Origin of the sequence: Metapseudomonas resinovorans, from assembly GCF_002003485.1 — a bacterium.
Classification (GTDB): Bacteria; Pseudomonadota; Gammaproteobacteria; order Pseudomonadales; family Pseudomonadaceae; genus Metapseudomonas; species Metapseudomonas resinovorans_D.
Genome location: NZ_BDMA01000020.1, coordinates 186,331 through 208,276 on the forward strand (window position 1 = coordinate 186,331; position 21,946 = coordinate 208,276).

The 21,946-nt window shown below is 61.2% G+C and carries 19 protein-coding genes and 1 pseudogene; 9 read left to right on the forward strand and 11 right to left on the reverse strand.

What is annotated here, in order from left to right; all coding sequences use genetic code 11:
• Nucleotides 1-33 precede the first annotated feature (33 nt).
• The 4 genes from MnOB_RS06745 to MnOB_RS06760 all read left to right on the forward strand — a co-directional run bounded on the left by MnOB_RS06745 (nt 34) and on the right by MnOB_RS06760 (nt 3,222).
• Complete coding sequence (locus MnOB_RS06745) at nt 34-1,053, forward strand: zinc-dependent alcohol dehydrogenase (protein WP_199824488.1); 1,020 nt, start codon at nt 34-36, stop codon at nt 1,051-1,053.
• A 104-nt stretch (nt 1,054-1,157) separates the two neighbouring features.
• Nucleotides 1,158-1,325 (forward strand): rubredoxin, encoded by a 168-nt coding sequence (locus MnOB_RS06750; protein ID WP_077523309.1) that lies wholly within the window; start codon nt 1,158-1,160, stop codon nt 1,323-1,325.
• A gap of 29 nt (nt 1,326-1,354) precedes the next feature.
• Entirely contained in the window at nt 1,355-2,614 is a 1,260-nt protein-coding gene (locus tag MnOB_RS06755) for an NAD(P)/FAD-dependent oxidoreductase (protein ID WP_077523311.1), read from the forward strand.
• Nucleotides 2,615-2,622: 8 nt separating this feature from the next.
• The gene (locus tag MnOB_RS06760) at nt 2,623-3,222 is read left to right on the forward strand and encodes a TetR/AcrR family transcriptional regulator (protein ID WP_077523313.1); all 600 of its coding nucleotides are present in this window, start codon (nt 2,623-2,625) and stop codon (nt 3,220-3,222) included.
• On the opposite strand, the gene MnOB_RS06765 is transcribed toward MnOB_RS06760, so the two are convergent.
• On the reverse strand, nt 3,201-4,064 hold the full coding sequence (locus tag MnOB_RS06765) for a cache domain-containing protein (protein WP_371579102.1): 864 nt from the start codon (nt 4,062-4,064) through the stop codon (nt 3,201-3,203). The two genes, MnOB_RS06760 and MnOB_RS06765, sit on opposite strands and share 22 nt — an antisense overlap.
• A 347-nt stretch (nt 4,065-4,411) precedes the next feature.
• On the opposite strand from MnOB_RS06765, the gene MnOB_RS06770 reads away from it, so the two are divergent.
• Complete coding sequence (locus MnOB_RS06770) at nt 4,412-5,746, forward strand: amidohydrolase family protein (protein ID WP_077523317.1); 1,335 nt, start codon at nt 4,412-4,414, stop codon at nt 5,744-5,746.
• 70 nt (nt 5,747-5,816) lie between these two features.
• On the opposite strand, the gene MnOB_RS06775 is transcribed toward MnOB_RS06770, so the two are convergent.
• From MnOB_RS06775 to MnOB_RS06805, 7 genes are all read right to left on the reverse strand, one after another.
• Nucleotides 5,817-6,959: an alpha-hydroxy acid oxidase gene (locus MnOB_RS06775; RefSeq protein ID WP_077523494.1), complete on the reverse strand. Its 1,143-nt coding sequence runs from the start codon at nt 6,957-6,959 to the stop codon at nt 5,817-5,819.
• A 135-nt stretch (nt 6,960-7,094) separates the two neighbouring features.
• Nucleotides 7,095-8,474 (reverse strand): DUF1329 domain-containing protein, encoded by a 1,380-nt coding sequence (locus MnOB_RS06780; RefSeq protein WP_234358202.1) that lies wholly within the window; start codon nt 8,472-8,474, stop codon nt 7,095-7,097.
• A gap of 28 nt (nt 8,475-8,502) precedes the next feature.
• A complete protein-coding gene (locus tag MnOB_RS06785; protein ID WP_234358203.1) occupies nt 8,503-10,170 on the reverse strand; it encodes a DUF1302 domain-containing protein in 1,668 nt (555 codons plus the stop codon).
• A 78-nt stretch (nt 10,171-10,248) separates the two neighbouring features.
• Nucleotides 10,249-11,274, reverse strand: a complete 1,026-nt coding sequence (locus MnOB_RS06790; RefSeq protein ID WP_077523321.1) for an aldo/keto reductase — start codon at nt 11,272-11,274, stop codon at nt 10,249-10,251.
• Nucleotides 11,275-11,367: 93 nt separating this feature from the next.
• Nucleotides 11,368-12,156: an SDR family oxidoreductase gene (locus MnOB_RS06795; RefSeq protein ID WP_077523498.1), complete on the reverse strand. Its 789-nt coding sequence runs from the start codon at nt 12,154-12,156 to the stop codon at nt 11,368-11,370.
• Between the two features lie 19 nt (nt 12,157-12,175).
• Nucleotides 12,176-13,570, reverse strand: coding sequence for an acyl-CoA reductase (locus MnOB_RS06800; RefSeq protein WP_077523323.1), 1,395 nt, complete (start codon nt 13,568-13,570; stop codon nt 12,176-12,178).
• On the reverse strand, nt 13,567-14,907 hold the full coding sequence (locus tag MnOB_RS06805; protein ID WP_077523325.1) for a hypothetical protein: 1,341 nt from the start codon (nt 14,905-14,907) through the stop codon (nt 13,567-13,569). The genes MnOB_RS06800 and MnOB_RS06805 overlap by 4 nt, the downstream gene beginning before the upstream one ends.
• Before the next feature lie 198 nt (nt 14,908-15,105).
• On the opposite strand from MnOB_RS06805, the gene MnOB_RS06810 reads away from it, so the two are divergent.
• Both MnOB_RS06810 and MnOB_RS06815 read left to right on the forward strand, forming a co-directional pair.
• The gene (locus MnOB_RS06810; protein ID WP_234358204.1) at nt 15,106-16,716 is read left to right on the forward strand and encodes an MFS transporter; all 1,611 of its coding nucleotides are present in this window, start codon (nt 15,106-15,108) and stop codon (nt 16,714-16,716) included.
• A gap of 96 nt (nt 16,717-16,812) precedes the next feature.
• Nucleotides 16,813-17,724 (forward strand): TauD/TfdA dioxygenase family protein, encoded by a 912-nt coding sequence (locus tag MnOB_RS06815; protein WP_077523327.1) that lies wholly within the window; start codon nt 16,813-16,815, stop codon nt 17,722-17,724.
• Nucleotides 17,725-17,759: 35 nt separating this feature from the next.
• On the opposite strand, the gene MnOB_RS06820 is transcribed toward MnOB_RS06815, so the two are convergent.
• The 3 genes from MnOB_RS06820 to MnOB_RS06830 all read right to left on the reverse strand — a co-directional run bounded on the left by MnOB_RS06820 (nt 17,760) and on the right by MnOB_RS06830 (nt 20,334).
• On the reverse strand, nt 17,760-18,584 hold the full coding sequence (locus MnOB_RS06820) for a metalloregulator ArsR/SmtB family transcription factor (RefSeq protein WP_077523329.1): 825 nt from the start codon (nt 18,582-18,584) through the stop codon (nt 17,760-17,762).
• 69 nt (nt 18,585-18,653) lie between these two features.
• Entirely contained in the window at nt 18,654-19,583 is a 930-nt protein-coding gene (locus MnOB_RS06825; RefSeq protein ID WP_077523331.1) for an electron transfer flavoprotein subunit alpha/FixB family protein, read from the reverse strand.
• Nucleotide 19,584: 1 nt separating this feature from the next.
• Nucleotides 19,585-20,334 carry an electron transfer flavoprotein subunit beta/FixA family protein gene (locus tag MnOB_RS06830; protein ID WP_077523333.1) on the reverse strand — a complete coding sequence of 250 codons (750 nt, stop codon included), beginning with the start codon at nt 20,332-20,334 and terminating at the stop codon, nt 19,585-19,587.
• A 303-nt stretch (nt 20,335-20,637) separates the two neighbouring features.
• On the opposite strand from MnOB_RS06830, the pseudogene MnOB_RS06835 reads away from it, so the two are divergent.
• Nucleotides 20,638-20,919: pseudogene (locus MnOB_RS06835) on the forward strand (bifunctional aconitate hydratase 2/2-methylisocitrate dehydratase); the annotation flags it as partial.
• Nucleotides 20,920-20,974: 55 nt separating this feature from the next.
• Nucleotides 20,975-21,829 carry a pantoate--beta-alanine ligase gene (panC, locus tag MnOB_RS06840; protein ID WP_077523335.1) on the forward strand — a complete coding sequence of 285 codons (855 nt, stop codon included), beginning with the start codon at nt 20,975-20,977 and terminating at the stop codon, nt 21,827-21,829.
• The last annotated feature ends 117 nt before the right edge of the window (nt 21,830-21,946 follow it).

Consider the following 21,946-nt stretch of genomic DNA (forward strand, 5'->3'; position numbering starts at 1 on the left):
TTGCAGTGCAGCCGCCAATAGCCGGAGATGAAGATGAAGCAAGTGCGTTTGTACGGCCCCCAGGATCTGCGTATTGACGAGGTGCCGATGCCACAGGCCGGCCCACGGGATGTGGTGGTGAAGGTCGCTGTGTTCGGTATTTGCGGCAGCGATATCGGCTTCGCCAGGAATGGCTATATCGGCCGTCCGGGTCCGCAACCAATGCCCCTCGGGCATGAGCTGGCGGGCACCGTACATCAGGTTGGCGAGGCCGTGCAGGGCGTTGCGGTCGGCCAGCGTGTGGTGGTCCATCCGATGAAGGGAAGTAATCGCATCGGCACCGGCGACCCTGAGCATGGGGGTTTCGCCGAGTTCCTGCTGGTGCGCGACGCAGTGCCTGGAGAATCGATCTTCCCGATTCCCGACGCGCTGGCGTTTGAGCGCGCGGTACTGACCGAACCCGTAGCAGTCGGCGTCCACGGCCTCAATCTTTGCCAGGCCGGACCGGAAGACTGCGTGGTGCTATTCGGTGCAGGCCCTATCGGCCTGGGTGTTGTTGCTGCCCTCAGGCACCGTGGTGTCGAACGAATCGCGGTCGTCGACATCATCGACGAGCGACTGGAGCGTGCCCGCCAGCTAGGCGCCGAGCGCTGCATAAATCCGACCCGGGAAGACCTGGCTATGGCACTGCAAGCAACTTTTGGCACCGTTCCCGGCAAGCTTTCGGCGCAGCCGTTGGTGGATTGCTCCTTGTACATCGACTGCGCCGGCCAGAGTGCAATGCTCCAGCAGGCGGTCGCCATGGCCAAGGACATGGCGCGCATCCTGGTATTGGCCACCCATAAGCAGCCGGTGGAGCTGGATATGGTCCAGGTCATGGTCAAGGAGCTCGCCATACGCGGTTCCTTGTCCTACCCCGAAGAGTTCCCGGAGGTCCTTGCGATGCTGGGCGACGAGCGACTGTTCCTCGGAGCTATGCATAGCCACTCCTTCGATTTCGACCGTTTCGCCGAAGCCTTCGCCATGGCACAGGACCCTCACCAGTCCGCCAAGGTACTGGTGCAAGTGCGCTGAATACAAAGGCCGCCCTCGATCGATTCGCACGGCATTTCGAGGGCATCCGCAAACAACAAACGAACATCCTGCCATTAGTTGACAAGTCTGAGCCTGGAGTGGATATGAAGAAGTGGCAATGCTTTTTCTGCAGTTTCATCTATGACGAATCCCTTGGTCTGCCTGACGAAGGCATTGCGCCGGGCACTCGCTGGGAAGACGTGCCGGATGACTGGATTTGCCCGGAGTGCGGCGCCACCAAAGAAGACTTCGCCATGCTGGAAATCGCCTGATCCGCGTCTGACGCTCCTGGAGAATCGCCATGACAGTCCCAACCCAAGCATGCGCAGTGATAGTCGGCGGCGGCCACGCCGGCAGCGAGGCGGCCGTCTCGTTGCGGCAGAACGGCTTCGACGGACGCATCCTGATCATCAGTGATGAGCCTGGCCTTCCCTATCAGCGTCCACCGCTGTCCAAGGCCTTCCTTGCAGGCACCCTCGGTGCCGAGGCGCTGCCGATCCGTCCAGCGGCCACCTACGAGAAGTCCGGCATCGAAATCCTCAACGGCGCTTCCGTCAGCGGCGTGGACCTGGAGGGTCACTCGGTGCAGCTTGCCGACGGCAGCAGCCTTACTTGGACCCACTTGGTCCTGGCTACTGGCAGTCGGGCGAGAAGGCTCCAGGTCGCAGGGCTCGGCGAACGCCAACCGGATAACCTGCACTATCTGCGCAGCCAGGCAGATGCCGAACGCTTGCGAGACCAGTTGGTAGAAGGCCAGCGCCTGGTGATTATCGGCGGTGGGTATATCGGTCTGGAAGTCGCGGCAGCAGCTCAGAAAGCCGGGTTGCAGGTCACGGTGTTGGAAGCCCAGCCGCGCGTTCTGGCACGTGTCACAGCTCCCGAAGTATCGAGCTTCTACGAGCAGGTGCACCGCGCTGCTGGTGTCGAACTGTGCTTGAGCGCCCAACTGGAGCAGGTCTGCCTGGATGTCACGGGGCAGGCGGTGGAAGCGCTGATCACTACCGATGGCACGCGCATTCCGGTTGATCTCATGCTGGTGGGTGTGGGCGCCATCGCCAATACCGAGCTGGCCGAGCAGGCTGGCCTGGCGGTGGAGAATGGCATTCTGGTGGACGAGTTCTCCCGCACCGGCGCCGCCGACGTCTACGCGATCGGCGATTGCAGCAATCACCCCAGCGCGCTCTACGGCTGCCGTATGCGCCTGGAGTCCATACCCAACGCCATCGAACAGGCGCGCGCAGCGGCTTCGTCCATTACCGGCAAACAGGCACCCTACAGCTCGCTCCCCTGGTTCTGGTCGGACCAGTACGACCTCAAGCTGCAAATTGCAGGCATCAGTCAGGGCTATGACGAGGTGGTACTACGCGGCTCCAAGGCACTGCGCTCTTTCGCGGCCTTCTACCTGAGCAAGGGGCGGCTGATTGCCGCCGATTGCATTAATCGTCAGCAAGAGTTCATGGCCATCAAGAAGCTGGTTCAGGCAGGCTTTGCTGGTGACGTCGAACTGTTGGTCGACGAGTCGGTCAGTCTCAAAGACCTGGCCGCGAGCCTTCCGGCCTGACACCCGCCATGTCCAGGATCGAGGAAATCCGTAGCAGCGCCATCGAACTGATCGCCCTGCATGGCTTTGGCGCGGTATCCCTGCGCCAGCTGGCCAGGAGCTGCGGCCTGCAGGCCGGTTCGCTCTATGCCTACTATCGAAGCAAGGATGATTTGCTGCAGGACCTCATCGCCAGCTACCTGGAAGACCTGCAGCAGTCCTGGCAAGAATCGTCAGGAAATCATGGAGACCCGGTACGCGCGCTCGCGGATTTCATCGCACACCACCTGGAGTTCCAGAGCGCGCGCCGCGCCGAGAGCCTGATCGCCAGCATGGACCTGCGCAATCTGCCAGAGCACGGCAGGCATCAGGTGATCGCCATGAAGACATGCTATGAGCGGGAGCTGAAGGACATTCTCGATCGCGGTGAGCATTTGGGCCTGTTCAGCCAAGACACCATGACCAGCACCGCCATTCTCTCCATGCTCACCGGCCTCTGCTTGTGGCAGGAGGCCGAGGAGGATGACCCCAGACAATTGGTCCGCGTCTGCCAGCGGATTGCACTGCAGATTGCCGGAGCGAACCAGTATCCCGGCGCCTACAACATTCAGTCGCCGGCTTTCTCGTAATAGCCGACAGACACCAGGTAGTCGCCGACCTTGCGGTAGTAGGTGTGCTTACGCTCCACCTTGCGGCTCAGCGGGTTTTCCCAGAGATAGTCGTATTCGCCTGCACTGCTTTTTTTCGCTGCCGCGAGCATAGGTTCGCCGACCGGTTTGCCCTGCGGGTCTTTGACCCGGCGGAAGTCAGTGCCTACCAGACGTTGGTTGTAGCCGTGGGCTACGTAGCGAAACGTGTTCATATCGACAACGAAGACGTAGAGATCATCCTGGAGGAAAGCCAGATTCTCGCTGTTGATCGCCGCAAAGGTCTGTTGTGGCCCCGACGATACGGCTGCCGCTGCCTTTTCCAGGAGATCCAGCGCATGAGCCGGGGATGCCTTGGAAATGAAATAGCCGGCACCCAGCAATACATCGTCAACACGCTGGAACAGCACGCGCTTGCGCTCGACTCGCCCAGTCTGCCAGTTGGTCCAATGGTACTCCGCCTCCTGGATGCCCTGCCCCTCCTTGACCTTTAAGGCCTCGTCGAAGGACTTCTTGAGGTCAGGCGGCAGTTGCTCAAGCAGGTTGCTGCCGATCAAGCTGGCGGAAGGCCCCCCACTGGCCAGCATTACGCCATTGATGTCCAGCACATAGACATAGTGGTTGCCGCGCACGAACGGCCCCTGTCGACTGAAGACCGGCAAGGCCTGCGCCTTGTGCTCGCGGTAGTAGGCCACGGCGCTTTCCAGCAACGCCCGCGCCTCCTGCTTTTCTGCCTCATAACCACCGGGCGCAGCACTTGCGCCTCCAGCGACCACAATGCCAACCAATATCCCCACCCAGCCCATAATCCTGCCGAATCCCATAGTTGCCCCACCCCTGCCAAGTTGTCTGTAGCCGACAAAAAATGACATTGTATTACTTAGTCGGCAAAGGCTCCAGCCAGCCTCCAGCCACCCGTCGCGCACATCAACGGCGTAAGGACTATCAGGCCTGTAGTCTATTGACAGGAAATCACTTCAGCTGGAAGGTTTGGAGTCAATCGGCAAGGGTATCAAGCAGTCATGCGAAAATAGCAATAACTGACTATTTGTCTGTTTTGCTATTGATGAACGTCCCGACTCGGGGTAACGTTCGACATCGCATACAACAACAAACCTGAAGCAGTCCGAACCTGCCTGGTGAGGGGCCGCTTGAGCGATGGAGATAACACATGAAACTCGATGATCTCGTTCTAGTCAGCGTCGACGACCACATTGTCGAGCCGCCCACCATGTTCGAGCAGCACCTCACCACTGCCCAGAAGGCTTTCGCCCCCAAGGTACTGAAAGACAAGAACGGCGCCGACTACTGGCTGTTCGAAGGCCGTCGTGCAGGCAACATCGGCCTCAATGCCGTGGTCGGCCGCCTGCGCGAGGAGTATGGCTGCGAGCCGATCTCCTTCGACCAGATGCGTAAAGGCGCCTGGGACATCCATGCGCGCATCGACGACATGAACGCCAACGGTCTGCTGGCCTCGCTGAACTTCCCCAGCGTGGTGACCTTCGACGGCAGCCTGTTCCATCAGTTCGAAAACAAGCAGAACGCCCTCGCCCTGCTTCAGGCCTACAACGACTGGCACATCGACGAGTGGTGCGGCAGCTACCCGGGCCGCAACATCCCCAACGCCATCATTCCCTACTGGGACCTCAACGCCTCGGTGGCCGAGATCAAGCGCGTCGTTGCTAAGGGCTGCCACGCCATCTCCTTCTCCGACAACCCTTCGCTGAAGGGCCAGCCGAGCATCCATGACGCCCACTGGGAACCGCTGTGGAAGGTCTGTGCCGAAAACAAGGTGGTAATCAACATCCATATCGGCTCTGGTGCACAGGCTCCCCATGCCTCGATGAATTCGCCCATCGACTCATGGATCATCACCATGCCGATCTCCATCGTGAACTCGGCTGCCGACTGGCTGCACCTGAAAGCGCTGCAGCGTTACCCGGACCTGAAGATTTCCCTGTCCGAGGGTGGCATCGGCTGGATCCCCTACTTCCTCGAGCGCGCGGACTTCGTCCATGAGCACCACAAGGCCTGGACCTACGCCGACTTCGGCGGCAAGAAGCCGAGCGAAGTGTTCCGCGAACACTTCCAGACCTGCTTCATCGACGACCGCTTCGGCCTGAAGAACCTCGAGGACATCGGCGAAGACAACGTCGCCTACGAATGCGACTACCCGCACTCCGATACCGTCTGGCCGGAATCTGCTGACATGCTGTTCGACTCCCTCAAGCATCTGCCGGACGCCAGCATCGACAAGATCACGCACGGCAACGCCCTGCGCCTCTATAACTTCGATGCGTTCGGCAAGATGGGCGGCCGAGACAAGTGCACCGTAAGTGCCCTGCGCGCCCTGGCGAAGGACGTGGATACTACGCCGAAGTCCTACGGTGGCCCGGCCCCCCTCAAGGAAGGCGAAGTGCGTCGTCGCGTGACCTCCGGCGACATCATCAAGATGTTCACCGCCGTGGCGAAGGAAGACGGCAAGATCATGGCTGAAGAAGCCTGATCGCCTGCACGAACGAAAACGCCCCGCTAGGCGGGGCGTTTTCTTTTGGGTCATACAGGGTCGCTTGCCGCTACCAGCTGCCTGCGACCAGGCTATCGCGACCCACTTTGCGAATGTCAGCGGTGCCACTCAGTGCCAATGTCGCATCGAGCTCCCGTCGGATTATGTCCAGGCATTTGCCCACGCCGGCTTCTCCTTCCGCACCCAGGCCGTAAAGATAACTGCGGCCGATCATGACTCCGCGGGCACCCAAGGCGCACGCTTTGAAAACGTCTTGTCCGCTGCGCACACCACCATCCATCCAGACTTCAGCACGCGTTGCCACCGCATCTACGATGGAGGGTAGGACACTTATGGACGACGGTGCTCCATCCAGCTGGCGGCCACCATGATTGGACACAACCAGGGCGTCGGCGCCACAGTTCACAGCGTATTGAGCATCCTCGGCATCAAGAATTCCCTTGAGCACCAACGGGCCATCCCAAAGGCTCCGCACCCACGCGACGTCGGCCCAGGTCACGGTGGGGTCGAACTGGGTGCCGACCCACGCGCGCATGGATGTCTCGTCACTCACGCCCTTGGCATGGCCAACGATATTGCCGCAGCTGCGGCGGGAAGTACGCAGCATTTCCAGGCACCAGCGCGGCTTGCTAGCCAGGTTGGCGAAACGCACCAGAGTGCGCTTGGAATAGGCGCGACCATTGCGTACGTCCTTGTGTCGCTGACCCACCATGGGCAAGTCCAGGGTCAGCACCAGCGCCGAGCAACCGGCCGCTTTGGCGCGCCGGATCAACGAGCGGGCGAACTCGCGATCACGCATCACGTAAAGCTGGAACCAGAAGGGTTTGTGAGTAGCAGCGGCGACGTCCTCGATGGAGCAGACGCTCATGGTGCTCAGCGTGAAGGGCACGCCAAAACGTTCGGCCGCGCGGGCCGCGAGTATCTCGCCGTCGGCTCTCTGCATGCCAGTCAGACCGGCCGGCGCCAGGGCCACCGGCATGGTGACATCCTCGCCCAGCAGGCAAGTCTTCAGGTTACGCGCGCCAACGTCGACCGCAACGCGCTGGCGTAACTTGATGCGTTGGAGGTCCGCCTCGTTGGCGCGGTAGGTCCCTTCGCTGTATGAACCGGCGTCCACCAGGTCATAGAACATTCGCGGCACGCGACGGCTGGCAAGTCGCTGCAGGTCTTCGATGGTTGCAACTATGGTCAAGGTGTCGCCCTCGGATTCAACGCCGGCGCGGGGCGCGGCGCTCGGGAAGGAAAAAAGTGTGCCTGCCGGCTGGATTGCGCCGGCAGGATGGCCCGGGCCACCGATCTGAGAAGGGCCCGGACCCACACCAAGAACTCAGCGGATGCCGGTTCCGGCCAGGGAGCCGGGAGAGAAGAAGGTCGTGGGGTAGCGCGCGACCCGGTAGAAGCCGGTGGACTTGTCCGCGCCCATGCGTGCGCCATGGGTGTATACGCGCTTGGTCAGGTCGTAGAGGACGTTGGGCGCAGTGCGGTACTGCGGCTTGTCATACTCCTGGAATCCCGGGTAGTAGGTGACCTTCTGGATGGTCCCGATGTTGTCGAAAGCGTTGTAGACGGCCACCGACCAGCTGTCCTCGTCCAGATAGAAGGTCTTGGTCTTCTGCACGTGTCGTTCCCCCGGCTTGAGGTTGGCTTCCACCACCCACACCCGGCGCAACTCGAACCTCAGGTAATCCGGGTTGACGTGATTCGGGGTATTCACCACCTCGCTGGGCGCGGCATTGAACTTGTAGGCGTTCGCCGGAATGTACATTTCCCGCTTGCCCTTCAGCACGAAGTCGAACTTGTCCATCTTGCCGTCGAAGCCGCTGATCTCATCGAACAGCAGCACGCCGCCGGAACTAGTGGAGACGGTGTCGTACTTGAACTCGGGCGACAGCCGGACCCGGCGCTGTCCCGGCACGTAGGACCAGGCCATGGGATCACGGATCTCAGTGTCGAGAAAGTTGTGCCGGAGTTGCTTGACCCCGGCGCTGGAAGCGGGCGCCACGGTGGTGGAGATCAAGGTCCAGTAGGGCTGCTCGTCCGGCACCGCCTCCCGATCGTTGTCCCAGTATGGTTTGCTCTGCTCGACCCGGTTGATGGAGGTGAGGGTAACGTTGCCCGCCGCATCCACTAGCCAGTTTTCCTGGTCGCCCTTCACATAGGGTGCATCCACCCGCACCGACTGGTTCCACATGGCCTCGTAGCCGTTCTTTGGGATCGGGAAGGGAATCTGCGCATGGGCATTCACCAATCCCGGCGCCCCGCCCACCAACTTGGGATTTCGGACGTTCTTGATGGTGTTCTCGTACACCCATTGCGGGTAGCAGGCCGTACGATGGCTGGGGTAGACGTCGATGCGAAAGGTCTCAGGATAGCGCTGGAATAGTTCCTTCGTGCCCGCGTCCAGCTTGTCGGCGTATTGCTCCAGATTGTCCCTGGTGATCTTCAGGATCGGCTGCTCGTTGGCGAAAGGATCCATCCAGGGACCACCACCTGACTCGCCCTTCTTCGGCTGGTAACCCGCAGGAGGCTTACAGAGACCGCCATCCCATGGAGGAATGCTGCCATCCCGATTACCCGCCATCTCCGCACCCAGAGGGGTGAGCGTGGTACCCAACTGGCTGATTTCCTGGTCCGAGGGTGTCGCGAATACCTGCATGGCGACCAGGAGGGCCAGGGTCGCCAGCGTCATGCTCTCAAGCTTTTTCATTGTTGTTCTCCCAGATTGTCGCTGCGGATCAGAAGGTCGTCTTGTAGGTGAAGGACAGACGTCCATGGTCGTTCTGCACTGCCGCCCCGCTGGTGAAGTCGGTAGTCACGGTGCCGTCGGCGCGGGTGTCGTAACGGGCGTAGGAGTCGATGTAGCTGAGGCTGAAGGTATGGGCACTGCGGTATGTACCACTGACGCCCACCGTCCAGCTGTAGGATCCTTCATTGGTGCCACCGAGGGTCGGACTATTGCCCTCGATGCCCCAGGCCAGGTTGACCGGCATCGAAAGGTTCCACCCCGGCAGCACCTGCGGCCACTCCGGCGTGAATCGGAGCTGCATGCCCCATGCGTCGCGAGTGGCGCAGTGCTTGGTGTACGCCGAGGTACAGCCATGGCCTTTTGCGTTGAAGCGGTTCTGCGGGTCGTCGGTGATCTTGTCCAGGCGGTTGTAGGTAACCTCTCCCTGGAAGGTGCCACCTTCCCAGAGAGCCGTCTTCGGCAGCAGGTAGACTGCGTTCACCAAGGCATGCCAGGAATTTCCCCGTGCACCTTCGGCGGCTTCGAAGCTGGGATCCACACCAGCAACAGTCAGAACGGGGTATCCGGACCGAGACACAAGGGCGGTGTTTTTGCGGTAGGACAACTCGGTGGCCACGCTCATCTGGGCGATGTTGCGGGATAGGCTAAGCCCCCAGAGTTCCGTATCCCGCGCATAGGCCAGGCGCACTGCGCGCGGTGTACGGCCTTCGATTTGCGTGAAACTCCAAGGCAACTTTTCGTTGAACTTGCGGTAGTAGAGGCCCAGCGTGCCGCCCAGCGCCATAGGGCTCCAACGCAAGTTCAGGCCGTACTCGCCGTGATTGCTGCCGGGCTCCAGGTCATCGCCATTGACCAAGGCAGGTGGCGAAGCGAGGTCCGAGCGCGAGCCATCGGAGTTCGCATAGAAAGTGCCGCCCGGAACCAGTCGGAAAGGCTTCCAGTCCAGCAGGTACTGCATGCCCAGGGACAGCTCGTTGCTCAGGCTGAGGTCAGCCGACAACTGATTGATCGGTAGAAACAGCTCCTTGGCTTCAGTGCCGGGGCTGGACGCCGACTTGATGGTGTCCACCGGCCCCTGCGAGTAGGCGATGCTGTTGCCCAAGGTAAACAGCGATTCGCCCCAGTAGACATTGTGTTTGCCTGCCTTGGCCCCCACGCCCACTTCTCCCAGTTGGAAGTTGGAGAAGACGAAGGCGTCCAGCAGCTCGCCTGAGGGCCCCGCCATGTATCGGGTGGCGTAGCCGTTGTAGTGATCATTGATGTAGTTGCCGCTGTTCACCAGCGCTGAGTTGGGCTCGGCCTTGTCCTGGTAGGCCTGGTCATACCAGCCGGCTGCGCTCAGACGGAACCCATAGCTACCCTGGTACACAGCGTCCAGCTCGCTGAGCAGATCGAAGCGGTTGGTCACCAGGTCGCCGCGATCGAACTTGTTCTCGGTGTCGTCAAAGGCCGGCGAGCGCAGGAAGTCCTTGTTCTGATGCTCCATGCGCCACGCGGCGTTGTAGCGGATGGTGTTGTCGACGCGGACTTCCCAGTCGTCACTCTCCAGGTCGAGCAGCATCGCACCGGCATCCTGCGAAATGGCCAGTGCGAGTAGCCAGATAGAGGCCGAAAAGCGGGCGGTGATGGGTGCGGCTCTTGTATTTATTGTGGCCATTAAACCTTGCTCCAGAGGTCTTTCTTCAGGGTGAGCGGGGTCCTCCAGGCCGAGCCTGGAAGCCTTATTCCGCGGGATTCAGTTAGGGTCGGTCAGTCGCCGATAACCGGCGGCGATCAGTTCCTGGTACTTGGTCAGATAGTCATGGGGGTACTGCGCAGGTGGCGCGCCCAGCTCGGCAAGGGTCGCCAGGTGCCCCGGCTCCAGTTGGAAGTCGAGGCAGCCGAGGTTGTCCTCCAGTTGCGCGAGGGTGCGCACCCCCAGCAGCGGTATCACACCCGGCTGGGCCCGAAGCCAGTTAAGCGCCACCTGCGAAGGGCTGCGGCCGATCGCTTGAGCCACCTGACCCACCGCCTCGGCAATGGCCAGGCTGCGCTCGTCCAGGGTCTTGAGCCCAGCCACGTCCAGGCGCTTGGCCTCACCGGCGTCCTTGCCGGCGCTGTACTTGCCGCTGAGGATGCCACTGGCCAGGGGTGACCAGGCAGCCAGGCTCAACCCAAAGTGCCGACACATAGGCAGTAGGTCATGCTCTACGCTTCGTTCCATCAGGTTGTACTCCGCCTGCAGTGCGGCGAAGGAAGTCCAACCCTGAAGCCGTGCCTGAGTATTTGCGCTGGCCACCACCCACGCCGGCGCATTGGAGATGCCGGTGTAAAGCACCTTGCCCTGACGCACCAGATCGTCCAGGGCGCGAAGAGTTTCCTCCAGCGGTGTGGCGCTGTCCCAGGCGTGAACCCAAAGCAGATCGATGTAGTCGGTGCTGAGCCTCTTCAGACTTGCCTCTACCGAGCGACGCAGGCTCTTGCGGTGGTTGCCGCCCGCATTGGGATTGCCGCCACCGGGATAGGCGAGGGAGTACTTGGTGGCCAGTACCATCTCCTCGCGACAGCCTTGGATCAGGCTGCCCACTACTTCCTCGGACCTGCCGCCGGCATAGACCTCATTGGCGGTATCGATGAAATTGCCGCCGCCTTCGCGGAAGCGCGCGAAGATCCGGGCTGCCTCGCCCTCCTCCGCCCCCCAGCCCTGGGTACCGAAGGTCATAGTGCCGAGACAAAGCTCCGAGACACGCAACCCCGTGTTGCCAAGTATCTTGTAACGCATGATCAACCCCCAATAACTGACTCTTTGTTATTTAAATGGACATGCTAGCACCGCTTCGCCGGATCGGGTTGAGCGGATGCATCCGCCGTCAACTCAGTAGTGCGCCAGCAGTCCTCCATCCACGGCCAGCACCTGGCCGGTAACAAATGAAGCCGCGGGGGACGCCAGGAATACTGCTGCACCGGAGATTTCCTCGGGTCGCCCCCAGCGGCCCAGGGAACTGCGTCTGGCAATCCACGCCTGGCTCTCCGGACTAGCTGACAGAGTCTGGTTAGTCTCAGTGGCAAAGGGCCCGGGTGCTATGGCGTTGACCGTGATTCCATGGCTGCCGAGCTCTGCCGCCAGCGCACGAGTCAAGGCAACCAGGCCGCCCTTGGCAGCGATGTAGGCGGCATCCCCTGCCGAAGCGAGGAAGGCCGAGACCGAGGCCAGGTTGATAATCCTTCCGCCGCCCTGCTCCATCATGGGTACTGCCACCAGCCTGCTCAGCCCAAAAGCCGCTACCAAGTGGTTGTCGAGCATGGCGCGCAAAGCCTGGCTATCCAGCTCGAACAACGAACGGCGATCACGCCGGCCGACGTTGTTGACCAATATGTCCAGCCGCCCGTGCTCACCAAGGATGCGCTGCACGCTGATGTCGGCGGCCGCTTCGTCCTCCACGTCGAAGGGCAAGGCACAAGCCTGTAGCCCGCTGTCGACCAGTCGTGCGCAAGCCGCCTCCAATTGCTTCGGATCACGGCCGTTGAGCCATACCCTTGCACCGGCCTGGGCCAGCCCCTTCGCCATCTCGAAGCCCAGCCCTCGCCCGGCCCCGGTAACCAGGGCCACCTGGCCGGCCAGGGACAGGCCGGGGAATCCGCACTGCATCTGTTCGCTGCTCATCCACCCCGCTCCCTTCGACTCAGCCTTCATCGTTGATCCAGCGCACCAGTCTCGCCAGCGGCAGGAAGCCGTCGTGGGCCAAGCCACCCTCCATGCCACCTGAAGCGCCGATGCAGGTAATTCGCTGGGCACCGGCCGAAGCCAGCAAATCACGCAGCTCAACCTTGCGTTCACCGGGGTACAGGCTGACGGTCTGGGTCGCGACGTTGACGAAGCGCAGCGCATCACGAAGGTCATTGACCGGCACCACATTGACCACACGGAACTCGGGATGGAAATCCACCGGCTCCTCGGAGCGGATCACCACACCGGCCCCGCTGTAGTTCCCCCAAACCCGGTAGTAGTCGGGCATCACTCGCAGGCCGTCGATTTCTTCGCGCAGGTGACCCGGCACCGGACGCCCTTCCGCGGATGCCAGCTGACGTTCCACACCCATGCGTTGTTGCAACAGATCGGCGAAGCGGTCGGCCTGCTCCTGGGTACCCTCCACAAACTGGTAACGACTGGAGGCGCAGGCAAGTTGCTCGACCAGAGTGGCATCGGCGGCTGCTTTGTCGGCCACCTCGGCGAGCAACTCGTCGGAGGCGAAGGCCTCGCGACCGATCATGGAAATGGAGGTCTTCGGATCGAAGGACACCAGCTCGAAGCCTGGGCAGATGTAGTTCTTCGCGCTACGCAGCGTCGCATCACCGCCCCAGGCCGCCAGCTTGTCGAAGAACTGCGGACGCATCAGCAGGCTTTCGACTTTATCGTCGCCCCCGCGCCAGTATGCGGCCGAGAATGAGCGCGCCAGGGCATGCCCCGGCGCTACCGCCGAGATGCCGCGCAGAATGGCCGGAGCTGTGAACAGGTCGTTGGACGGCAGCTTGATCAGGTTCACTGCCTTGGTCACCGCGCCGCGGGCGATGGAAACCGCCGCAACTCCAGGTGCATTGCCGGCAATGATGTGAAGGATGCGCGCGGGGAAGGCACGCATTGCTGCCGGTCGACCACTGAGCAGGTTGGTGACCGGCTTCCAACCATCCACCGCCTCCTTGCCGCCCAGCTCGTTGTCGATCTGCACCAGGAGCCGCTCGCGATCGAAGATTCGCGGCATCATCTCGTAGGAGCGCTGCATGACGCGTGGGTGCATGGGGTTGTTGCGGATGGCATTTTCCAGTGCCTGCCTGACCAGGCCTTCCGGATCGCGCTCCAGCCAGCGGCTGAGCTCGCCGAGGATGTTGAGGATGTCATCCAGCGGGGTATCGAAGGCCGGGCCTGGCTCCTGACGACTCCAGACCAGTTCGTCCAGCTTCAGCGCCGGCGTGGTGAATCGCGCATGGGCAGGGCCGTATTCGAGATCCTCCCCCTCCACCACCTCGCCCTTGACGATGTGGCAGACGCGGGAGACCTGATGTTGGTTCACTGCATTCATGCGATAGCCCCCCGGATATAGGCGTCTATGGTTCCGGCGCAGCCGATGTTGTCATCCTGCCCCAGTTGGGTGTATCGGGTTATGGAGTCGTGGATTACCGGTCCGTGGCGTCCGCATTCGCACTTCGATGCAAAATCCACGGTTACCTTGTCACCCGTGATCAGGCCGCCCCAACGGCCCTCGTAGGCGAGGTCAAGGAAGGCGAAGCGCCCGCTCTGCAAGCCAATGGGCTCGACCAGCTTCTCACCGCTATCATCCAGCAGCAGGACGATCAGTCCCGGCGGGATGTGGTAGTGCCCCTTCTCGCAGCGCGGCATCGGCTGGGACAGCTCAGTCATGGCGTACAGGCCCGGCCGCAGCACATTGCCGTAGAAGGTGTTGACCCGCTCTCTGTAGTCCGGAGGCAATGGAATGCCCTTAACCCCGCCACCGGCGCCGATAATGCTGTTCGGATGGAAGTCACCATCGGCGATGCCGCGCTCGCGGGCGCGCTCGATGATCGCCAGGTGCTGTGCCCAGAAGCCGATCAGGTAAATCGGCTCATGGCGGTGATCCAACACCTTGTCAGCGAAGGCGCGCATCTCCTCGTTTCCTCGAGCACCCTTGACTGCGGACTCGGCCTCGAAGGCAGCAATCTCATCGGGGGTCGCCGAGCCGTCTGCCATCCGCTTGCGCATCGCTGCCATGCGGCTTACTTCGGAAATGCGCAGCGGCTCCTGGGTCAGCATGAAGATGGCACCCTCGCGGCCCCAGTTGGCCATGGCGAACTGGCCGGCCTCCACCGCGCTGTTGGGGCCCTCTATCTGCCCCATCCAGAACACCGGCCGGTCCTTGCTGGCCACCTGAACCGGCCAGGCGGCTGCGTACTTGAAGTGACGCCGCTTGTTGTCCTGGTCTCCGGCGGTGTGGTTAAGGAACGAGCACTTGCCGCTCGAGCCGCTGGTGGCCAGGACCCGGTGATCGGCTGCCCACAGGCGGTCGAGCCACTCGTCGACGTTACTGACACCGGTCATGTCGACCTGGCTCAGGTCCGGGACCGATAGTGCGTCGAGCCATTTGAGCAGGCGCTCCCACTGGCCTTTCTCAACGAAGGACGCCGGGTAGGACTTATAGGTGGTGTGGGCGAACAGCAACGGCACCAGGTCTTCGAAGCTTTCGATTCGGCTGATACCGGCCTCCTCGGCACGGTGCTTGAGCAGGGGAATCTGCTGCACGCGCTCTTCGAACAACTCCTGGGCGGCGGCCAGGCGCAGGTGGGCCAGTTCGCTTGCGCTTATATTGAATGCCTCATCCGGCTTTTCGATCAGGTCCAGCAGAAACTTACGTTTGGGTGACATGTAGTTTTGCTCCGGCACTTATTTAACTCGGTTAATTAACTCATCGAGTGACCTCACGTTATTCGCTAACAAAAAGTGCATTCAAGCAGATTCATATAAGTGCAAACTTATATGAATCACGAGCAAACAAGAAAGAAGCGCCGTAGTCTCTGGAACCACAACAATAAGTTCCGATATCGATGAATCCGGAGAACGCGCATGGCAGCCTTACAACAAGAACACCTGTCCCCACGTATTGCCTGGCGTATCTACGCTGTACTGCTGTTCAGTACCTTCGTCACCATTGAAGCCATGACTTTCCAGGCCCCGGCGCTGCCCAGCATCGTCCGTCACTACGGCGTATCGATGAACTCATCGGCGCTGATCATCCTGGTGTTCTTCGTTGCTTCCACCACCTGCTCGCCGATCATGGGCCGCCTGGCCGATGCCATCGGCCGCAAGAAGATGCTGCTAATCGGCCTGGTGGTGTTCTCCGTTTCCGAATTCGCCGCAGCGGTCTCGCCCACCTTCGAATTGCTCCTGGCCGCGAGGTTGCTTCAGGGGCTGGGGGTGGCCTGCATCATGCCCGTGGTACTGGCCTACATTGGATTTCTCTTCCCCGATGAGCGGCGCGGCATGGCGCTCGGCATCTTCACCGCCGCCATGGGCCTGGGCGCCACTACCGGCGCCCTGCTCGGCGGCCTGTTAGTCGACGCTTTCGGCTGGCAGATCATCTACTGGCTGAGCGGCCTGCTGGGCGCAGTCGGTCTGTTACTGATCGCCGCCCTCGTGCCGGAAACCACCGTAGTCAGCCGACGCCGCGGCTACGATCTGGCCGGGTCGCTGTTACTGTTCCTGGCTCTCGGCGGCCTGCTGTCGATCCCCACCGCCGCCGCCAAGCTCGGCCCAACCTCGCCCTACACGCTCGCAGCCCTGGGCATAGGTGTGGTCGCCGCAGCGCTACTGTGGAAGCTGGAGCAGCGCGTGGCTGACCCTGTGATCGACATTGGCATCCTGCGCAACCCTGCGTTCATCCTGCCTGCCGGACTTTACCTGCTGAGTGTCATGTGCCTGGCCGGCCTGACCTATTCGCTGGCCTTCTTCATCAGCGAGCGCCCGGGTGGCAGCGCATCCCAGGTGGGCTTCATCAACATGTGCGTGTACGGCTGCTCGATGATCTCCGCCCCCATCGCTGGGCGCCTTGCGGACAGGTACGACTGCCGGCGGATCGTGGTGGCGTCGATGGTCGCCATACTGCTGGGCATGCTGACGATAAGCACCATCCGGCTGAGCACACCACTGTGGATGATCGCCGGCATTGTCGTACTGATCGGCTTCGCCAACGGCATGAAGACACCGGCACTGATGAAGCTGATGATGAGCGCCGTGCCACGCGCCAAGCTAGCCGCTGGCAGCGGCTTGTTCACCATGATGAAGGACTTCGGCTCGCCTGCCGGCGCCACCTTCGGCCTCGGCGTGTTCGGCAGCGCGGTGACCCTGATCGCCCAGCAGTCGATGCAGGAGCGTGCCAGCCAGGCAGGCGCAAGCCCCGAGTTGCTCGGCCGCCTGGCAGGCCTCGGCCAGGCCAAGCCGAGTCCTGAACTTGCGGCTCAACTGCAACAACTTGGCGTCGACGCCAGTGAGCTGCTCCAGGCCGGCAGGCTGGATGGACTGGCCTCGGCCATCCCGTGGGTGACTGGCTCGCTGGTCGCGGTGCTGGCGCTGATGCTGCTGCTCAGCCTACGCCTGCAGCGACGTCCAGAGCAGGCGAACAACGCGCCCCAACAATCCTCAGTGATCGCCACAAATGAGCCCGAAGCACTTCGATAAAAGTTAGCTGGCAAGCAACTAACGATTTACTCAAAAGCATGTCGAGTTCCCAGTCAAATATTCCAAACAAAATTCTCAAAGCAAGAGACAACAACAATGAAAATATCCAACCTAGCCGGTGGCATTGGCGTGCAATGCAGTGAAATCGATCTGAATCAACCAATTCCGTCGCACATCGCCAAGCAACTTCATGAGACCTGGATTGAAGCCGGCATAGTTGTCTTCAAGAACATGGGCCACTGCCCGGAACAGCAGCTCAGTCTCAGCCGCTGCTTTGGCGAACTGGACGTGCATCCGGTGAAGAATCTGGTGACCGAAAGCCAATATCCCGAGCTGATGGTGCTCGATAGCGATGCCCAGGCAAAGCTCAGCGTGTACTACCGTGAGTCGGCGCCGGACAAGCCCTTCGTCGGCTTCATCCCCTGGCATTCAGACCTTGTCTTCACTAACCGCCCCAACCACGGCGCCATGCTGCGCGCCGTGGAAACCCCGCAACACGGCGGGGAAACCGCCTGGATCGATACCATTGCGGCCTACGCCGCGCTGCCGGAGGCGATGAAACAGCGCATCGAGCACTTAGAGGTGGAGTATCGATTCTGCACTTCGCTTCTCGACTCTCCTTACGGACGCGACCCACTGCTGCGCATGCAGGTAAAAGGCGAACGCAACTTTCCTGCCTTCCCGCCAGTGGCCCACCCCCTGGTATGGCGCCACCCGGTGAGTGGCCGCAAGGTGCTGAACCTCAGCCCGCTGCACCTGCAACGTGTGGTCAACATGGACGCCTCGGAAAGTCACGCCCTACTCGAAGAGTTGGTTACCCACGTCACCAGTCGGACGTTCTGCTACGTCCACCACTGGGAGCCAGACGACATGGTGCTGTGGGACAACTGGCGCACACTCCATTCGGCGCTGGGATACCCCCTGGGTGACCGGCGCCTGGTACACCGCACTACCATCGGCGGCGATACGCAAATGGGTCGAGTGCTGGAAACCGATCAGGTCGCCTGACTTAATGGCACCCCGTGCCGGCGGGGTGCCACGCTTCATCCCTGGATCGTCCCCAGATCGCGCATCAACGAACGCAACATCCTGGCCAGACGCAACTGATCGTCCCCTGTCATCTGGTATACGGGGGCATGCTCATACTGGCGCTGCGAGTTCATGATCTTGTGCAGCACCTCGCGCCCCTTGTCCGTGATGCGAATCAGGTTGGAGCGGGCGTCGTTCTCGTCCGGTCTGCGACTTATGAGGCCGCGCTTCTCGGTCTGGTCGAGATGGCGCGCAGTGGCCGGTAGAGACATGAAGCTAACCTTGGACAGCTCAGTAAGGGTGCTTTCATGGGGCGGTTCGATACGGTCCAGAGTTGCCAGCAGCAGTACCTGCACAACATTGAGCTGATGGCGTGAGGCGGCCAGTTCGGAGAGCCGTTCCAGATGCCGGGCTACCAGACGTAGGCGCACGATCAGTCCGACGCTCAGCGGATCGTGCTCCGGCCACAGGCGCGCCCACTGTTGCATGGCGCGATCCACTGAATCGAACTCGCCGGACGCTGTGCCCTGAGACTCGCCATCGTCCAACAGGCAGTCGCGCAACTGACCGAACTGCAAGGACAGCGCCTCAAGCGCCTGGGGATTGGCCGAATACAGTCGATAGCGACCCTGGCGCTCGTCCAGGATGAGATCGGCTTCCTTGAGCACCTTCAGATGCTGGGAAATGGCTGGTTGGGAGATCGGCATTTCCGCTGCGAGTACCTTGACGGCCGCAGGGTGCTCCATCAACCGGGTGAAAATGGCGCGGCGGGTCGGGTCGGCTAGCGGGCTGAACTGCGCCCAGTTGAGCGACGCCAGCTTTTCATTGACTCGTGCCATGAGGCATCACCTGTTCTGTGAAGCCAAGCTCGCCGGCAGACAGTCCATCGACTGCCTGCCGGCCCGCGGTCAAACCAAGCCTTCCAATTCGGGTACGGCTTCGAACAGGTCAGCCACCAGGCCGTAGTCAGCCACCTGGAAGATCGGGGCTTCTTCGTCCTTGTTGATCGCGACGATGACCTTGGAGTCCTTCATACCGGCCAGGTGCTGGATAGCACCGGAGATACCGACGGCGATGTACAGCTGCGGCGCGACGATCTTGCCGGTCTGGCCGACCTGCATGTCGTTCGGCACGAAGCCGGCGTCGACGGCGGCACGGGAAGCGCCCACGCCAGCGCCCAGCTTGTCTGCAAGGCTGTAGAGGTGCTTGAAGTTGTCGCCGTTCTGCATGCCACGACCGCCGGAAACGACGATCTTGGCAGCGGTCAGTTCCGGACGATCGGACTTGGCCAGTTCTTCACCCACGAAGGCGGACTTGCCAGCGTCGGACACAGTGCCAACTGCTTCAACGGCAGCGGAACCGCCTTCAGCAGCCGCGGCGTCGAAACCGGTGGAACGCACGGTGATGACCTTCACGGCCGCACTGGATTGCACGGTAGCGATGGCGTTGCCGGCGTAGATCGGACGCTTGAAGGTGTCGGCGCTTTCAACGGCGATGATCTCGGAGACCTGGTCGACGTCCAGCAGGGCAGCCACGCGCGGCAGGTAGTTCTTGCCGTTGGTGGTAGCGGGTGCCAGCACGTGGCTGTAGCCCTTGCCCAGCTCAGCGATCAGCGGAGCGACGTTTTCCGGCAGTTGGTGCGCGTAGGCAGCGTTGTCAGCGACCAGCACCTTGGACACGCCCGCGACCTTGGCGGCAGCTTCTGCAGCAGCACCTACGCCCTGGCCAGCGACCAGAACGTGGATATCACCACCGATCTTCTGAGCGGCGGTAACGGTGTTGAGGGTGGCAGCTGCCAGCGCGCTGTTGTTGTGTTCAGCGATTACCAGGATTGCCATCTCAGATCACCTTCGCTTCGTTCTTCAGTTTCTCGACCAGTTCAGCCACGGACTTGACCTTGATACCCGCCTGGCGGGCGGCCGGTGCTTCAACTTTCAGGGTCTTGACGGTGGAGGCAGTGGAAACGCCCAGGGCATCCGGGGTGACCACGTCCAGCGGCTTCTTCTTGGCCTTCATGATGTTCGGCAGCGACGCATAGCGCGGCTCGTTCAGGCGCAGGTCGGTGGTGACGATCGCCGGCAGGTTCAGCGCAACGGTCTGCAGACCGCCATCGATCTCACGGGTGACGTTGACCTTGTCGCCAGCCAGCTCGACCTTGGAGGCGAAGGTGCCCTGGGCGAAGCCCGTGAGGGCGCCCAGCATCTGGCCGGTCTGGTTGTTGTCGCTGTCGATGGCCTGCTTGCCGAGGATGACCAGCTGCGGCTGCTCCTTGTCGACCAAGGCCTTCAGCAACTTGGCGACGGCCAGGGAGTTCAGCTCGTCGGCGGACTCGACCAGAATGGCGCGATCGGCGCCCAAGGCCAGGGCCGTGCGCAACTGCTCCTGGGCTGCGCTAGAACCGACGGTAATGACCACGACTTCAGTCGCGGTGCCCTTCTCTTTCAGTCGGACGGCTTCTTCCACGGCGATTTCGCAGAAGGGGTTCAGTGCCATCTTCACGTTGGCGAGGTCGACGCCGGAGTTGTCCGCCTTGACGCGGACCTTGACGTTGAAGTCGACCACTCGTTTGACCGGGACCAGTACTTTCATGTGATTTCTCTCGAATGACGGTGGCGTAACGCCGCTGGCCGAAGGCCAGGCACACAGCGGCGCTACGGGGGCGCCAGCGGGCTAACTTTTGTGTCCCGACAAGAAAATGTCAACATGTCAGTTGTTGAATAACTGAAATATTGTTATTTTTTGATCGCCAACCGACGATCTGCTGCAACGCACCTGCGGCGGGCGTCGCATACCTTTCGTAGGTGCAGGTTCCCATGTCGGTCTGCTGAGTCGTCATCCTCGATGGCCGTCCCTGCCCTACTTTTTTATCCGTGCTCGACAGGAGAAATCGCAGTGCTTGAAGGCTATTTCGAACACGTGAAAGCACGTGCCGAGGAAGGGCTGCCGCCCCTTGCGTTGGATGCCACGCAGACCGCGGAGCTGGTGGAGTTGCTGAAGAACCCGCCGGCCTTCGAGGAAGCCTTTCTCTTCGACTTGATCTCCAATCACGTGCCAGCAGGTGTGAACGACGCGGCTTATATCAAGGCCGACTTCCTCTCCGCCATTGTCCGTGGCGATACCTGCTCACCAATAATCGGCAAGCAGCGCGCCACCGAACTGCTGGCCGCCATGCAGGCGTCTCTGATGGAAAACCCGAAAATCTGTGCCAAACACCCCCATCAGGTCAGCGATGATCACAACTGACAGCATCCAGACATTGCGCGCAGCGTTGCAAAAGGCGCGAGGTCAGAGAAAACGCATCGGGCTGGTACCGACGATGGGCAACCTTCATGAAGGACACATCTCGCTACTGGAGATGGCCCGACAGGAAAGTGAATTCATCGTCACCAGCCTCTTCGTAAATCCTTTGCAGTTCGGTCCCCAAGAAGATCTCCAGAGCTACCCGCGAACTCCTTCTGCAGATCAGAAGGCGCTGTCGAGAGCTGGCTGCTCCGTGCTCTTCGCACCGAGCGTAAAAGAGATGTACCCAGACGGATTGCGCAATCACTGCAGCGTGATTGTCCCTGGCATATCGCGAGGCCTTTGTGGCGACAGCCGCCCAGGGCATTTTGAGGGCGTGGCAACCGTCGTGACCAAGCTATTCAATATCGTTCAGCCCGACGTCGCGGTGTTTGGCCAGAAAGACTACCAGCAGCTTGCTGTGATTCGAGCACTTACCAAAGACTTGAATCTCGCCACGCGCATACTCGCCGCGCCAACCATTCGCGCTCCCGATGGCCTCGCACTTTCCTCACGCAATGGGTACCTCACCCCCGCCGAACGCGACATCGCACCACTGCTCCACCGCTGCATCAGGCAAATCGCAGACGCCATTGAACAAGGCGATCGTGACTTCCCGTCACTAATCAAAGATGGCAAGAACATGCTTGAGCAAGCCGGATTCCGGCTGGACTACCTAGAAATCCGAACAACGCAGACACTTGAGATGCCCGCTCAGCAGGACAAATCGCTAGTCATTCTGGTTGCAGCATTCATCGGTAATACGCGCTTGATCGACAACCTGGAGTGTTGCTGGTTCTCGTAATTGAACTGTTAGAAGGCTCCCGTTAAGAGGAGCTGTCCGGCGGGGCGATATTCACGCAGGCCATCCACCCCAGGATCAGCGCTTCTCCCAACTCTGTACCGGCACGGCACAGGGCCG